Annotated in this window: 12 protein-coding genes; 10 read left to right on the top strand and 2 right to left on the bottom strand. The window is 46.1% G+C overall.

The window, feature by feature from the left end:
- Positions 1–62: 62 nt before the first annotated feature.
- The 6 genes from ABD960_RS05980 to ABD960_RS05955 all read left to right on the top strand — a co-directional run bounded on the left by ABD960_RS05980 (position 63) and on the right by ABD960_RS05955 (position 6,210).
- Positions 63–3,422, top strand: a complete 3,360-nt coding sequence (locus tag ABD960_RS05980; protein ID WP_345330015.1) for a TonB-dependent receptor — start codon at positions 63–65, stop codon at positions 3,420–3,422.
- 19 nt (positions 3,423–3,441) lie between these two features.
- Positions 3,442–3,939, top strand: a complete 498-nt coding sequence (locus tag ABD960_RS05975; RefSeq protein ID WP_345330014.1) for an IPT/TIG domain-containing protein — start codon at positions 3,442–3,444, stop codon at positions 3,937–3,939.
- Positions 3,940–4,029: 90 nt separating this feature from the next.
- On the top strand, positions 4,030–4,905 hold the full coding sequence (locus ABD960_RS05970) for a hypothetical protein (RefSeq protein ID WP_345330013.1): 876 nt from the start codon (positions 4,030–4,032) through the stop codon (positions 4,903–4,905).
- Positions 4,874–5,233: a hypothetical protein gene (locus ABD960_RS05965; protein ID WP_345330012.1), complete on the top strand. Its 360-nt coding sequence runs from the start codon at positions 4,874–4,876 to the stop codon at positions 5,231–5,233. Before ABD960_RS05970 ends, ABD960_RS05965 begins: the two co-directional genes overlap by 32 nt.
- Before the next feature lie 204 nt (positions 5,234–5,437).
- Positions 5,438–5,578, top strand: a complete 141-nt coding sequence (locus ABD960_RS05960) for a putative holin-like toxin (protein WP_345330011.1) — start codon at positions 5,438–5,440, stop codon at positions 5,576–5,578.
- Positions 5,575–6,210 carry a TetR/AcrR family transcriptional regulator gene (locus ABD960_RS05955; protein ID WP_345330010.1) on the top strand — a complete coding sequence of 212 codons (636 nt, stop codon included), beginning with the start codon at positions 5,575–5,577 and terminating at the stop codon, positions 6,208–6,210. Before ABD960_RS05960 ends, ABD960_RS05955 begins: the two co-directional genes overlap by 4 nt.
- Before the next feature lie 189 nt (positions 6,211–6,399).
- Here ABD960_RS05955 and ABD960_RS05950 read toward each other — a convergent pair whose 3' ends face one another.
- Together ABD960_RS05950 and ABD960_RS05945 are read right to left on the bottom strand one after the other, a co-directional pair.
- Positions 6,400–7,692, bottom strand: a complete 1,293-nt coding sequence (locus ABD960_RS05950; RefSeq protein ID WP_345330009.1) for a hypothetical protein — start codon at positions 7,690–7,692, stop codon at positions 6,400–6,402.
- Between the two features lie 241 nt (positions 7,693–7,933).
- A complete protein-coding gene (locus tag ABD960_RS05945) occupies positions 7,934–8,218 on the bottom strand; it encodes a helix-turn-helix domain-containing protein (protein ID WP_345330008.1) in 285 nt (94 codons plus the stop codon).
- A gap of 376 nt (positions 8,219–8,594) precedes the next feature.
- Here ABD960_RS05945 and ABD960_RS05940 point away from each other — a divergent pair, with 376 nt between their 5' ends.
- The 4 genes from ABD960_RS05940 (at position 8,595) to ABD960_RS05925 (ending at position 15,145) form a co-directional block, all read left to right on the top strand.
- Entirely contained in the window at positions 8,595–8,867 is a 273-nt protein-coding gene (locus ABD960_RS05940) for a hypothetical protein (RefSeq protein ID WP_345330006.1), read from the top strand.
- 129 nt (positions 8,868–8,996) lie between these two features.
- A complete protein-coding gene (locus ABD960_RS05935; protein WP_345330004.1) occupies positions 8,997–12,269 on the top strand; it encodes a SusC/RagA family TonB-linked outer membrane protein in 3,273 nt (1,090 codons plus the stop codon).
- Between the two features lie 11 nt (positions 12,270–12,280).
- Positions 12,281–13,666: a RagB/SusD family nutrient uptake outer membrane protein gene (locus ABD960_RS05930; protein ID WP_345330003.1), complete on the top strand. Its 1,386-nt coding sequence runs from the start codon at positions 12,281–12,283 to the stop codon at positions 13,664–13,666.
- Positions 13,667–13,681: 15 nt separating this feature from the next.
- Positions 13,682–15,145, top strand: coding sequence for a TlpA family protein disulfide reductase (locus ABD960_RS05925; protein WP_345330002.1), 1,464 nt, complete (start codon positions 13,682–13,684; stop codon positions 15,143–15,145).
- Positions 15,146–15,183: the final 38 nt, after the last annotated feature.

Here is a 15,183-nt window from a genome sequence, read left to right as displayed (position 1 = left end):
AATCATTCTAAAAACTTATGTACAATTCTACAAAATTAATAGTAATAAAACTGCTGTTGACCATGACGAGATTTGCCTTCCTGGTAACGGTGATCACGATAGCCCTTAGCGGCGTGTTGCTGGCCGCCGATGTAAAATCTCAGGATCTGAGAACCATCCAGGTCACCTTTTCGGCCAAAAACACTACCCTGGAGGACGTATTTAACAAAATTGAGCAACAAACAGCTCTTTCCTTCACATTTGCCAAACAGATTGGTGATAAACAATTAACGACCTATCAGGCGACTAACAGATCGGTTGATGTAATTTTAAAAGAACTGGCCAAAAGCTGGCGTTTGAAATTTGTTCAACTGGGCGATATTATCGCTGTAAGCGAGCTACCTCCTCCTGCCAAACCCGGCCGCATTACCGGCAAAGTAACCGATGCCAAAACGGGCGAAACACTGATCGGCGTAACCGTACGCGTATCAGGCCGCCCCAACGGCGCAAGCACTGATGTAAACGGCCGGTTCAGCTTACAGGTAGAGCCCGGAACCTATAATGTAGCGTTGAGCTATGTCGGTTATCAAACCACAGCGGTCAACGATGTGGTGGTCAAAGAAGATCAGCCGACCTATCTGGCGATCAAAATGGAACCCTCACAAGGCGACCTGGCCGAAGTGACCGTAAAAGCCGATAGGGTGATCACCAGCACCAACGAAAAACTGGTAGGCCAAATGAAAAATGCTGTTGGGGTAGTATCCGGCATCTCGTCAGAGCAGATCACCATCAGTGTAGACCGTTCGGCATCCGAAGTCGTACGCCGTGTAGCCGGTATCACCTTACAGGACGGTTTCATCAGCATCCGTGGCATGACACCGAGGTACAACCCTGTGTTCCTGAACAATGTTTACATGCCCTCTACCGATCCTAATAAACGGGCATTCAACTTCGACCTGCTACCGTCCAACGTGATCGACCGCATATTGGTTTATAAGACCGGCGCGCCGGAACTTCCCGGCGATTTTGCCGGTGGTGTGGTCAAAGTGCATACCAAAAAATCGGTGAACATCCGCCGGTTCGAGATGACGCTGAACGGCCAATATCGCACCGGCAATAAGTTCTTCAGCAATCACGTCAGTGCCGGTAACGGTAAATACGACTGGCTGGGTTTTGACGATGGCACACGCGGCTTGCCCAAAGGCATCCCCCGCAATCAATATGGCGTAGCCTTATCGCAGGTAAGCGTAAGTAACCCCAACGGCTATTCCATAGCGAACGAAAAGCTGACCGATGCACTCTTGCAGCGCTCGGCCAAGCAGTGGACGTTGCAAAACGTATATCATCCCATGGACATTCAAGGCGATGCCACCTATTACACCTACGCCAACCTGGGCAGCATGAAACTGAACAGCGTGAGCCTGGCACGGTATGAGTTGCAGCGCGGCTATTTCCGCAGTAATACCGCGAGAGGGGCCAATCAATTTGTTGAAACGGACTTCCCTGCCAATGGTGCACCGCTTAGCCCATATTATAAAGACAATTATCGCCTGATGTATGATTCTGTTTACTCAGAAAATGTACGCCTGGCTGCCATGCAGGATCTTTCGCTCAATATCGATAAGCGGAACGACATTAACCTGATGGTGCTGTTTAACCATATGGCCAAAGACCAGTTACAGATACAAACCACTACCAATTGGAACAACTCTGCAGGCAACCCATTCCCTCGCCGTGTAGAATCGGCCTACAACCAGCAGCAATTGCTGACAACCGTGCTGGGAGGAACACATAAAACCAATAATGACAGGCATTCCATAGAATGGAACGTTAATTATTCAAGGGCAAGATCGTATGACCCAGGTCAATTTTCCAATATCTACGAACCCGATCTAAAGTCCATCAATGGCATTTACAATGGCGAAGGAAGTTTGAACATCACCGACGCGACGACCTGGCGTATGTACACTTTTCCGCAGAACACCAATGTGGGCAACTTCAGTGATGGCGAGGGTTTGGAAAAACGCTGGCAAGGTAATATCGATTATGTTTTCCAAATAGCGCCTAAAACATGGAAAGACCTGCAATTGAAGGCCGGTGCTTACTACGAAAATCGTAACAAGAATTACCAGTTCTACGCATTCAGATACGGCCGTTATCCTGCTATGCCATATTCAGCAGACCCGTGGAACACGATAGGCCAAACCTTATTGGAGGCAAATGCGCTTCGCCCACAGGGCCAGCGCATGTTTACCGCCTTGCAAACTACCGGTAATGCCGGTACCGAAACCCAGGGTTACAAAGCCAAGGCCATTACCACAGCTGGTTATGCCGCTTTAAATATCCCGCTGCGTTTCAACATCGGCAGCCGCCAGTTGCAATGGGATATTTATGCCGGTACAAGGTTAGAGTATACGGACAGGCTGGTACTATCGCCTGATGGCAAGAAAACCGCCGATGGTGGTGCATTTAGTATGGTAGGCCAGGCACCGCCTTATACTTACTACTGGCTGCCCTCTGTAAATACCACCCTGCACATTTCGCCCAAATTGCAATGGCGTATGGCTTATTATAAAACGGTTAACCGGGCTGAATTTAGAGAACTATCGCCATTTATTACCTATAATCCGGCCGATGGATTTACCTACCAGGGCTACTCGGGCTTGCAGGACGCTAAGATAGATAACTTCGATGCCCGTTTGGAATGGTACCCTTCAGAAGGTGAAACCATTACCGGCGGCGCTTATTTCAAAAACATCAAAAACCCGATCGAAGACCTGAACGCTGGCCTCTTCAGCGTAGGCGGCTTTATGCCGGGCAACCTGAGCTATGCCCGTATATACGGCGCCGAGATAGAAGTGCGCAAAAAGCTGGATTTTATGGAGGGTAGCCTATTCAGGCACATGGGCGTGATACTTAACGCGGCCTATAACCAAACCAAGGCAGATAACCGGGTATCGCAAAACCCTGCACTACCTTTAAATTATTACCCGGGTGGCACGTCACGGCCTTTGCAGGCAGCCAGTCCCTGGATCATCAATGCCGGCTTGTTTTATGATAACAAACCGAAGGGCAGCCGCATCTCTGTGCAGTATAACGCCTACGGCGATCGCCTGCTGGCTAACACAGGTCACAGTTTAGATGATGACCCGGCCTTGTTCGACCGTACCCGCCACCTGCTTGACGTGTCCATACTACAAAAGATCACCAACAGGCTTAGCGTAAGAGTAGCGGCCCAAAACCTGCTTAACTCGCCCATCAGGCATTACGTAGATGGCGATTTTGACCGCAAGTTTGGTGCCGCGCCGCGTCGCGTTACCCTTGAATCTTATCGTTATCAAGGCGCGCTGTTGGAGTATCGCAGCTTTATCCAGGGCGATTATTACGTAAAAGATTACCGTCCGGGTGTTTATTACACGGTTGGCTTCCAGTTAAGTTTATAAAAAGCTAAGCAATTATTACATGAAACTCTATCATAACTTCATACTCTTATTGGCCATTATTACCGGCATAGGCATCTCCGGTTGTAATAAAGAATCGCTGATCGATGTGCGCGATGGCGGCCGCATCCGAATAGACAGCGTATCGCCCGGCAAAGGCCCGGCGGGTACTTATTTTGAGGTATATGGCGATAATTTCACTTACCTCACTACAGATGTTACGGCTTCCATTGGTGGTAAAACCCTTACGGTAATTAGCGCATCTATTACCAAACTATTATTGAAACTACCGGCTGATGCCGTAGCCGGCCCATTAACGTTAAAGTTTAACAGGGATAACTCAACACCAAATAGTGGTGGTGCGATGGAAAAAGAAATAACAACGTCCCTGTTCCGGGTAGATGCTGCCGCTGTGCCGGGGCCTATTCTAAGGGCTGTTGATCCGGTAAGCGCCGGGGCGGGTAAATCAGTGGTGTTAAAGGGGTACAATTTCTCGTTACAACACAACCCCCAAATATAGTTTGGCACTGTTAAAGCAGATCCTGTTGCTGTTACCGATACCACCATCACCGTAAAAGTACCTGCCGGGTTAGCACTTGGCCAAACTACCGTGTATGTTGAACAGGGTGGTTTGCGTACAAGCGCGCTACCGTTTACCATATTGAAAGGTTTGCCTGATGTAGATGCTGTTTATTATGTAGTTGGGCAGGATATTTACGTGAGCAAAAACGAAAACGGCGTGTTTACAGGGCAGCTGCTATATGGTAGTGCCGATGCCGGAACTCCTTTCTTTATTAAGAGCGATAATACCAGAAAATTATTGTACTGGATTAACATGAATAACGGCAATGTGATGCAGGCGCCGATGGATGGTTCAGGGCCGGTAAAGGCAGCATACGCGGCTGATGCCAATGGTGATTTTGTACAGGAATTTGGCGTAGATGAAGCATCCAATAAACTTTACTTGAATTTGTACCAGGGATCTACCGGAATTATGGGGCTATTTGAGTTAGACCTGAACAATGCATCCACTCCAAAGAAGATCTACGACCTCAGCGCCGAAAGCCCGTTCAGGGTTGAGGGTAGTGGCACTATAGGTAAAGTATTCTGGACAGAATACACGCCGTATACCAAGATCAGGAGTACCAACATTAATGGCTCTGGCAGCGCTGTTACCTTGTTTGAGTCGGCTCCGTTTACTGAAGTAAGCTATATCGCAATTGACGACAAGGCAGGTAAACTCTATTATTATGATGGACAGCAAAAACTAATTCAGGTTAACCTGTCTGATGGTGGCGGCAGAAAAGAGATCGCAACCACAGGTTCTGTAAGCTGGCTTCGGGCAGACCCGGCCAGCGGATTGCTATACTGGCGGATCAACAGATCGCCTGACGTTTATCGAACAGATACAGAAAATACATTTACTGAACAAATACAGGTAAATGTGGGCGCTGATGATGCCTTTACCATTAGCCACAAGCAATAAAACCATGCAGCGCATCAGCACCTCGAAGCATCAGCATCTGGTAGATGCCCTGCTTCAACTGGAAAGTTTATTAAACAGTGACTTTAAGCAGGATCTCGATCTGCACGTAGCCAGTGAGCTGCGAGCAGAACTGGAAACACTTTTTATCAGCTATAATCAACAGGTCATGGCACTCTCCGAACTGATCGGCGATTATCACGAACTGTTCAACAAAACCAAGATCCAGTTCCTGTCCCCAAAGCTTAAAGCGCTCAAAAGGAAAGCCGAACAGGATGCCCGTGTATTCCCGCTGCTCGCGCAGAATATCCGGCTGGTTTACGGCACCTAATACAAGCCCAACGTAATTGTAATACCCAAAGGCAGGCAGCAATGGCTGTCTGCCTTTTATACTTTTTGCCCATGACGAACTTATCTGAAGCATCACCTGACAACAGACTGGACTTTAACCCGCACCTCCTGCCTCTTGGGCTGGTGGTGGCCGGCAGTAGTATCATTGTTTATGCTTTGATGGCCTGCCTTATTTTTTAATAAAATGGAGATAACCACACTGATCGGTTTCGGTATGCTGGTCGTTTTTCTACTAGCCATCATTATCCAAATATGGAAAGACAACCGGAACGAAAAACGTACCTGGTCTGAACTGAAAGCGAAGAATAAGAAAGGAGAACGATGATATTTTCAGACAAACCCAAGCAGACCCGGAACAAAGAACTGACCAAAAGAAAACTCATGGATGCGGTCGGTGAGATCTTGCGCAAGGAAGGTTATGCCGGGCTTGGCGTTAACAAAGTCGCCAAACAGGCCGGTGTCACCAAAAAACTGATCTATGACTACTTTGACCGCAACTTCAACAATCTGATCGAAGCCTATATCCTCGAAACAGATTATTGGATGATGTTCGCAGACAAGGTAAAAGAACTCACCGAGCGGCATCAATTCACCGACAATCAAAAGCTGATCACTGACATCTTACAAAACCAGTTCCGGTACTTTTACCTCGACAAACAATTGCAGGAACTCATCATTTGGGAGCTCACCGCCAAAAGCCCCTTAATGCGCAGCATCCACCATGTTCGCGAAAGCTTAGGCCAGCAGCTCTTTGAAATGACCGATACGCATTTCAAGAAAACGAACATTAACTTCCGTGCGGTCGCAGCACTGTTAGTGGGCGGCATTTATTACTCCATCTTACATACCCGTCACAATGGCGGCAGATTTTCAGACCTTGATGTTTCCACAGAACAGGGTAGAGAAGAAATGCTGGAGGCTATTGAAATGATCATTAGCTGGGCTTATGAGGCGTAATGCAATAAACTCAGAAATTTACCTTAATAGTAAATAACTAATATTCACTAAATTTGCGGCATTAAACTGGTGAACTTACCAGTTTAATTGTGATAAGGTTTAGGTTGACGCCCCATTGCAGCGAGTGCAGCGGGGCGTTATTTTTTTGCTCACAACCAGCATCATCTGTTGAAAATGCTGTTTGCAATATTAAGCCAATGACGGCAATCTATCGGGAATAGCAATTGATCCTAGTGTTGCTATATTTTTAAACTCTTGCTTTTTACCCGCGTTGTTTTGAAAAATATTTTCCAATCCTTGCGCCAGATAATAAGAGAAATAGGGTTTGCTCAATTCTTCACAAATAAATTGTACGATATCATTGTTCAAAGGCAGGAATTCAACGTATTGTAAATAACCGGTCACCGTTGAATTTATCGTCTCCCAAAATTTCCAATAGCTGCGGTCCGGGTCGGTGAATAATTTCTTATATAATACTTTATCAAATCCCTTTTGATTTAAAATATCACGATCCAACCCGTCCTTAGTATACTCGAGCTTTTCTGCAAAGAAGTTGTTCGCCTCTTCTATTTCAGCATCAGGAATGAGGTTGTTCCTTAACAGAGAAGCATAGATTTTTAGTGGATTAGTTCTTTGTCGGGTTTTTGTTTTCCAAAATGCCCTAATTTCCTGCTCACTGTAATCCAACATCTGGACAAATTCAGGATGAATATCAATGTAGCTTAACATTTTGGGTTCATCTCTTTTAATAAATTCTATTAAAGATCCCTTTATCGCTATTGTAGATGATCTCAGGACTTCAAAAATGAAAGCATTTCGTAAGTCATGAAACCAGTCATTCGTACCACCAACAACAGTAAAAGCTTCGGTCCAAAATGAGGGAAGCTCAGATTGTTCAACAGATGAATGGATCTCTGCAACTATCGGAGCCAAGGGTGTACCTGCAGCAGTTTGATTCGGATCGTAATAGGCATCCAACTTGAGTAACAGGGATACCATACCACCCTCCAATGTCATTTTAGGTAAATTACTCATCAAAAACGACCAAAAAGCTTCAATATGAGCTGCTATTATGATGTTGTCTTTATTATGAGCACAATCGTTTCGCCGGTCTTTCCAATAGGTGATCTGTTGCCTTACGCCGTCGGTGATCGGAAAATATGGGTCTTCCGTCCTGGTTCTGCTTGGTCCTGATCCAGTGGTCGTTTCTTTTTTTTGGAGAGCAGAGTAAACTTCGGCTTCCCACTGATCTTCATTTCGGAGGCCGCTTAATTTATCGTTCCATTTTTGGAGCGGTAACAAATTGGGTTTATTACCTATTAATATGCGATGTTTTATCGTTACCAAAAAGCCAAGATAGGACATCAGTAAGGAGGCTCTGTAAGCTCCCGACTTGTAACAAATTATGGCATCCCAAATTAAAGGTTCAGCGGCTTCAGGCAGTTTGTGATCTTCCAGCCATTTCTCGATGAGTAATTTCATGATCAGGTTTATTCACGAAGTTAGAAATGGCTGGGATATCATGCAATAATATTTTATTTTTCCGCGCTGCTGCTTTCATTGTTATTACAAATATTGTCGTAATACCTCAGCTAACATCGCATAGGAAGTGTTGTTAATATAAATTTAAAGTCGAGAATATCGCGTGAAAAAATATACGACCCTGTATATGTACAGGCGAGTTGTAGTACAGAAAAAGTAGAGATTTATTTAGAACGGATGGCTATTCTTTTTTTCCTTTTCTTTCTCTTCTGGTGGGAGGTTGCTTTAAAAGTTCAAAGTCGAAATCTAATAGTTCCTTTGGGTGTACTTCTAATGCGCGGGCGATCTGGGCAATATTGCTAATTGACGTATTACTAATCCCTCTTTCAATATTGCCAATCTGGCGAATATCAAATCCTGTTCTCTCGACCAAATCTTCTTGAACTAATCCTTTTGCTTTTCTTATTTCAATAATTTTTTTGCAAACCTGGTCGATAAATTTTTGATCTCGGTACTGACTTCCCATTCATCAAAAAGAAGTCATATCTCATTCATTAATTAGGAAAAATTTTTCCTATTTTATTGAGTTTAAGTTATATTTGATGAATATTATAAAAAGCTAAATAAAACTAAGTGTTTTAAGCACTAATGTTATTTTTGCGAATACTTCACGAAAAAAATTGAAGCATTCGCTTTGAGTCTTGCTCTGGAAATTGACACTTTCAAAAGAACGCGAGATGAGAAGCCGGAATGCCCATGCTACAGGTATGGGTTTCCCTTCTTATTTGTGTTCAAGGGCGTGTCAACCCTCCAGAGCGATAAGTTGGGAACCATGCCTGTAGTATTTTAGCCTAGTTCCTCTTACAGACTCCATACTTAATGAACTTTTTAATCATTAAACAATGGATGAATTAAAGCCGAAGTCTGAACACCCCGATTTCACCAGTCTCACCGAGATCATGGAGCGTTTCCGCACCGTCCCTTATGAACAATTCCAACAGGAACTGGAAGAATGGTTCACACGCAGCCTTGCCGCACAAGGCCGCGATGCAGACGACCTGGCAGCGCTGGGCTTCCCCAACTTACCCCAACTGATCAGTAAAATCTATCACCAGGCCGAAGTGATGCAAACCTTGTCGGAAAACGGTATCGAACCCCATGAAGACAACAAGTAAAATGCGCGTTTGGCGGGTGGTCATCTGCCCACCGGAATGATCCCCTTGCTATGGCAACCTGCGCCAGTTAATAGTTAAATAGCGGGTTGCCATTGCCTTTTATTTCCAAAATCATTATTACAAACACACATGAAAAAAATAACGACTTTGATCGTCACGGCCGCGCTTTGCCTTTTTTTTAAGGCGCTGGCTCAGGATAATACCAAACCTCCCAACAAGATATTGACCGGAACGGTCATCGACTTTGCGGACCAAAAACCTCTTCAGGGCGGTAACATACAAGCCGTTCCCGGAGACAGCAGAACAAGTACTGATAAGGAAGGCCGGTTCACAATTAACTTACCAGCGACAGCAAATACGTTGGTAATCAGTTTCGTCGGCTACCTAACTCAACGTGTAAGGATCACGCCCCAAACCTCATCTCCACTGGTCATACGCCTCCATCTGGACAGCGCGATCATGGATGAAGTGGTAGTCAAAACAGGTTATCAAAGTTTATCCAAGGAGAGAGTTACCGGTTCGGTCGCACAGATCGACAATAAATTATTCAATAGAAGTGTCGGACCTAATGTCCTTGACCGACTGAATGGTGTGACGAGCGGTTTACGCTTCAATGGGTTGAGCAACACCTCCATTTCCACTAATCCCAGCGACCGTATTTTAGGCATCAATATACGTGGTACGAGTACCCTATCCCGAAATGTAAGCACTGATCCACTTATCGTGGTAGATAACTTTCCTTACGAGGGGAACATCAGTAATCTCAACCCCAATGACATCGAAAATATTACGGTACTGAAAGATGCAGCGGCAGCCAGCATCTGGGGTGCGCGTTCCGGGAATGGCGTGATCGTGATCACGACAAAAAAAGGACGAAAGAACCAGCCACTTAACGTGGAACTGAACAGCAACGTTACTATTCAAAATAAGCCCAATCTTTTTTTTGACCGCAACTTCCTGACATCGGCAGATTATATTGGCATCGAACGTTTATTGTTCGGTCAGGGTTATTATGACGCTTATCTCAGCAACGATCCTTCTATGCCACCTTTATCACCAGTCATTAGTTTATTGGCCAAGGTGAAAAACGGCTCGGTCAGCCAGGCGGATGCTGACAGGCAGATCAATGACAGGGGTAGCTTGGATGTACGAAATGACTATAAGCAGTATATCTATCAAAAAGCGATCAAACAACAGTACGCTTTAAATCTAAGGGGCGGCACCCAACAAAACAGCTATGCATTCGGAATCGGCTATGACCACAACAGTGATAACCTGGTGCGGAATGGGTTCAGGCGATTTACGATCCATGCGCTAAATGTGTACACCCCGCTGAAGAATCTGGAGATCACTACCGGGATCAATTATAGCCGAAATACAACATTGACAAATAACCGCTTGTATTACGGCACAGGCATATCGGTCGGCGGACCCGTAAATGGCATCTATCCATACGCTCAGTTCAGGGATGCATCAGGCAATCCAGCCAGTGTCGTAAAAGATTATAATTATGAATACGCCACCGGAGCATCCTCGAAAGGCTTTTTAGACTGGACCTATAAGCCACTGAATGAACTGGCGCTCGGGGACTTTTCGACAAATGTGAGCGATATGGTCTTAAAGGCCGGTGCCCGTTACAAGTTTGCTCCTTTCCTGAATGTGGAAATACAATATCAAAATGAGCGGCAAGTAGTGGAAACCCGGAACTACCAGAGTCCTGAAAGTTATAACGCCAGAAACCTTGTCAATCGTTTTACGGTCATCGACCAGACCTCCGGTAAAAAAACGTACCAAGTGCCTAAAGGCGGACTGCTCGACCTGGGCAGATACAACCTTTATTCAAATAATTTGAGAGGGCAGCTTAGTTTTGACCGTACAATCGCTGATGATCACGAGCTATCCGCCATAGCCGGAGCAGAGATCCGCGAATTAAGCAGCGATGGTTATATCCGAAATTCGCTCGGGTATGATGATGCTTACGGAACATCCGTTGGGGCGATTGATTATTTGAATTTTCTTCCTACCAACCCCTCTGGATTGGCGCAAATACCAATGCCGTCCGGCAATGTTACGGGGACGTTAAACAGGTACGTATCTTATTTTGCGAATGCGGCCTATACCTATCAGAACAAGTACACCGTTACCCTGAGCGGGAGAAAGGATGGTGCGAATATCTTTGGGGTGAAGACCAACGATAAGATCACGCCGCTCTGGTCTTCGGGTATTGGCTGGAATATCAGCAATGAATCTTTCTATTCCATAAAATGGTTACCGGTATTGAAAGCACGACTGAGTTATGGTTTTAACGGAAACGTTTACAACGGATCTGCGTATGTTACCGGTAGTTATTCCATCAACTCACTTACCGGTGCGCAAACGATACTCAATCTGACGGCACCCAACCCGAGTTTGAGCTGGGAAAAGGTCCGGAACATTAACGCCGCAATCGACTTTAGTCTATTCAAGGACCGTATCTCTGCTACGGTAGAATGGTATCAAAAGGATGGCAAGGACCTGGTGGATAACGTACCTATCGCACCATCCACCGGTTTTACTACTTTTTTTGCGAATTACGCCAGTACCCAGACAAAGGGTGTGGATGTCACCCTGCGAACGATCAATTCGACGGGGGCGTTGCTTTGGCGCTCAACGATCCTGTTCAGCACCTTAAAAGACAAGGTGACCAAGTTTAACGCAACCTATACCAGTCGCAGCCTGCAACAATTCGGCGGTCTCCCGGTGGTCGGCAAGCCGTTGTTCGGATTGTACAGTTATCGCTCGGCTGGTCTTGACCCGGTAAACGGCGATCCTCAAGGCTTCTTGAACGGCACTGTAAGCAAGAACTATGCGAACATCATCGCCAATTTTCAACCGGACAGCCTCCAATTCCACGGCTCTGCCCGGCCAACAGTGTACGGCGGCTTCCGGAATGATGTGGTCTATAAGGGCATCGAATTATCTTTCAATATTACCTATCAACTCGGATATTATTTTCGACGCTCCTCTACCAGCCTCAACTATGCAGATATAGTCTCAAGTAATGATGGGCGACATGCCGATTTTTCGAACAGGTGGCAAAAACCGGGCGATGAAAGCCGTACCGGGATACCCTCGGTCGTTTACCCTTCAGACCAGAACCGGAACACTTTTTACAGATATTCAGCGCCACTCATTGAAAAAGCGGATCACGTCCGCTTACAGGATGTTCGTTTAAGCTATGATCTGGGTAGACTGCTCCGCAACCATAAGGCGATAAAAGGATTGCAGATGTATGGCTACGCCAGCAATTTAGCTATCCTATGGCGGGCCAATAAATCAGGGATCGACCCGGATGCTGGCAGTTCACCATATACTTTTCCAAATCCATTAATCATTGCGTTCGGCTTCAATGCCCGCCTTTAAATCTGACCATCATGAAAAATACTATTATTTCAGGTCTTTTGCTGTTCTTGGTTTTTGCAGCATCCTGTCAGAAACAGGATGACTGGCTGGACGTCAAGAACAATAAGAGCAGCGTAACGCCCAGGGATCTACAAGACCTTCAGGCCATATTGGACAATACCCAGGTGATGAATGCTTCGTGTCCGATCTTAGGATTGATCGGTTCGGACAACGTTTATTTCAGCGAAGCCAGCGTGGGTGCCATTACCGCCCCTAACAGAAACACCTACCTGTGGCAAAAAGATATCTACCAGGGTGCTAATTCACCAGATTGGCAAAACCCTTACCAGCAAGTGGAGTACAGTAATATTGTACTTGAACGGTCAGCTTTATTGAAACCGGCCGCTGGAGAGCAGACAGCGTTTGACAATGTTCGCGGCTCAGCCTTGTTTTACCGCGCTTTTGCATTTTACCAGTTAAGCCAGCTTTTCGCTAAACCCTATTCGCCTGGAACGGCGGGCACTGACGCGGGCATCGTGGTCCGCCTGACCGCCGATGTTAACCAGCGGTCCGTCAGGTCAACTGTACAGGAAGGATATGATCAGGTGATCAAAGACCTTAAAGAAGCTACGGCGTTGTTGCCTGCAGTACCGCTGTATAAGACGCGCCCATCTCAAACAGCAGCGCTGGCTTTACTTGCTAAAGTATATTTACTCATGCAGAACTACCAGGAAGCATTCCGCTACGCTGACGACGCACTTAAAACACAAGGTGACCTGCTCGATTTCAAAACGCTGAACATCACAGCCAATCAACCTTTTCCCTCATTCGCGAAAGGAAACCCTGAGATCATTTTTTACGCCAGCGCGCTGGGAAACTCCGCCGTATGGCCACTGAGTACCCATGGCCGTGTGAACCCATCTTTATATGGACAGTACACGGACAATGACCTGCGTAAGTCCGCATTCTATTCCCTGGACAGTAAGACCGGCCTTTACCGTTATAAAGGGAGTTATGAAGGCAGTAACTTCTACAATTTCACAGGCTTTGCCACCAATGAGCTTTACCTGATCCGGGCGGAAAGCGCATTGCGTAACGGGAACATCATTACCGCATTAGATGACCTGAACCGTCTGCTGAGCAAACGGTACAACGCGACCTATGTACCGGTCAACACCGGCCAGACCGCGGAATTGTTAGCACGGATCATTACCGAACGCCGGAAAGAACTGCCTTTCACCGGGAATATCCGCTGGGAAGACCTGCGGCGGTTCAACCAGCGATCCGAAACGGCGGTTACCATCGAACGCAACTATAAAGGGCAGATCTACCAATTAGCGCCTAACAGTCCGCTCTACACGCTGCCAATTCCACAAAATGAGATCGATGCAAGCGGCATCGCACAAAATCCAAGATAATTAAACCGACAATTTATGAAACACCTGTTCATAGCTCTAACTACTTTATTATACCTGCTGTCGACATCGAATGCTCATGGTAAGCAATCAGCAACGTATAAATCAGATTCGCTCTCAAAAGCTGATATTACGGTGCTTGCGCAAGGTATCAGTGCTAAAGATTCTTTGTCAGCAGGCTATTCCACATTGATGTACAAAGAAAGCGGCACGGCCGAATTCATCCGTGTGCAAGCACGGCGGGTTAACGGGAAATACCACCTGAGCTTTGCATTCAGTGGACCGGTAGCTTATGTCTTTATTACTTTACGACGCGCCGGAAGCGATCCAGAAAAGCAAATATTAAGACCTGACTTTTTTGTTGAAAACGGTGATGATATTAAAGTAACTGTCGATACCCGTTCGGACGATGTTCGGTTCTCCGGTAAAGGAGCCTCGAAATTCAACTTGATCCGGGATAGTAAAAAAGCTTTCAAGGATCTGCCTTATGACGATTTTTTTAACAGTGATCTGACCTTCAATAGCAAGAACAAGGAAGATGTGTGCCTGGACAGTCTGAAAGATGAAGTGGCATGGCGGGAGAAAGAGAAACAATTGACACCGATCGCTGCTCATCTTCTGCTGACGGACCAGATCTATAAACTCCGCGGGATCGAGGCCGGCTTTATCAAGACGCGTCTGGCGAAAGCAACATTGAAAGAGAAAGAGACGCTGATCGGTAGCTTCGAGCGTTTTATAGACCGTGATAACCTCATCACGGATACCGTCGCGGCGGTAAAATCTAAAATGTTCGCTGTTTTTCAGCTCGATCTGATACGGCTCAGCCATATAAAGGCAGGGAGCTCGCCTAAGCCGGACGCACTCTTTGAACCGATATTTAACAATTACAAAGGGCTGATCAGGGAGCGTTTACTGCTTCAGCTTTTTAAACGTTCCGGTTTTGGCATTCAGGATTATAATAATTTACTGCAGCGCTCCATGGCTTACATTAAAGAGCCTGATTATCAGATAGCAATGGTGCCATTCCAAAACAGGAAATCAAACATGCGGGCCTATCCGTTCGAATTGCCGGATGCGAACGGACGCACCGTCCGCCTTTCGGATCTGAAAGGTAAACTGGTGCTCGTGGATTTCTGGTTCTATGGTTGTCCGCATTGCTCACACTATTTTCGTACAGTTATGCAACCGGTTGCGGAAGCATTCAGAGACAGGTCAGATATCGTTTTTGTCACGATCAATATAGATAAAGACCGGTCCAACTGGTACAAAGGCATCCGCAGCGGAGAATATACAACGGCCGAACTGACCAATCTGAACACCGGCGTTTCCGGTGGTGACCATCCCGCCATTAAACATTATGGTATCAGGAGTTACCCTCAGCCGATGATGATCGGTAAAAAGCAGGATGTGCTGTACTTTAGCGATGACCGCCTGATGGACAAGGACAGTTTGATTCGATTGATCCAATCGGAACTTGAATAGCAAAAAGGAGGCAGCCCGGCTGCCTCCTTTTTCTTTTT

The organism is Mucilaginibacter defluvii, assembly GCF_039543225.1.
Lineage (GTDB): Bacteria > Bacteroidota > Bacteroidia > Sphingobacteriales > Sphingobacteriaceae > Mucilaginibacter > Mucilaginibacter defluvii.
The sequence above is the reverse complement of the archived record's forward strand: the minus strand, read 5'-3'. Positions and strand labels throughout refer to the sequence as shown.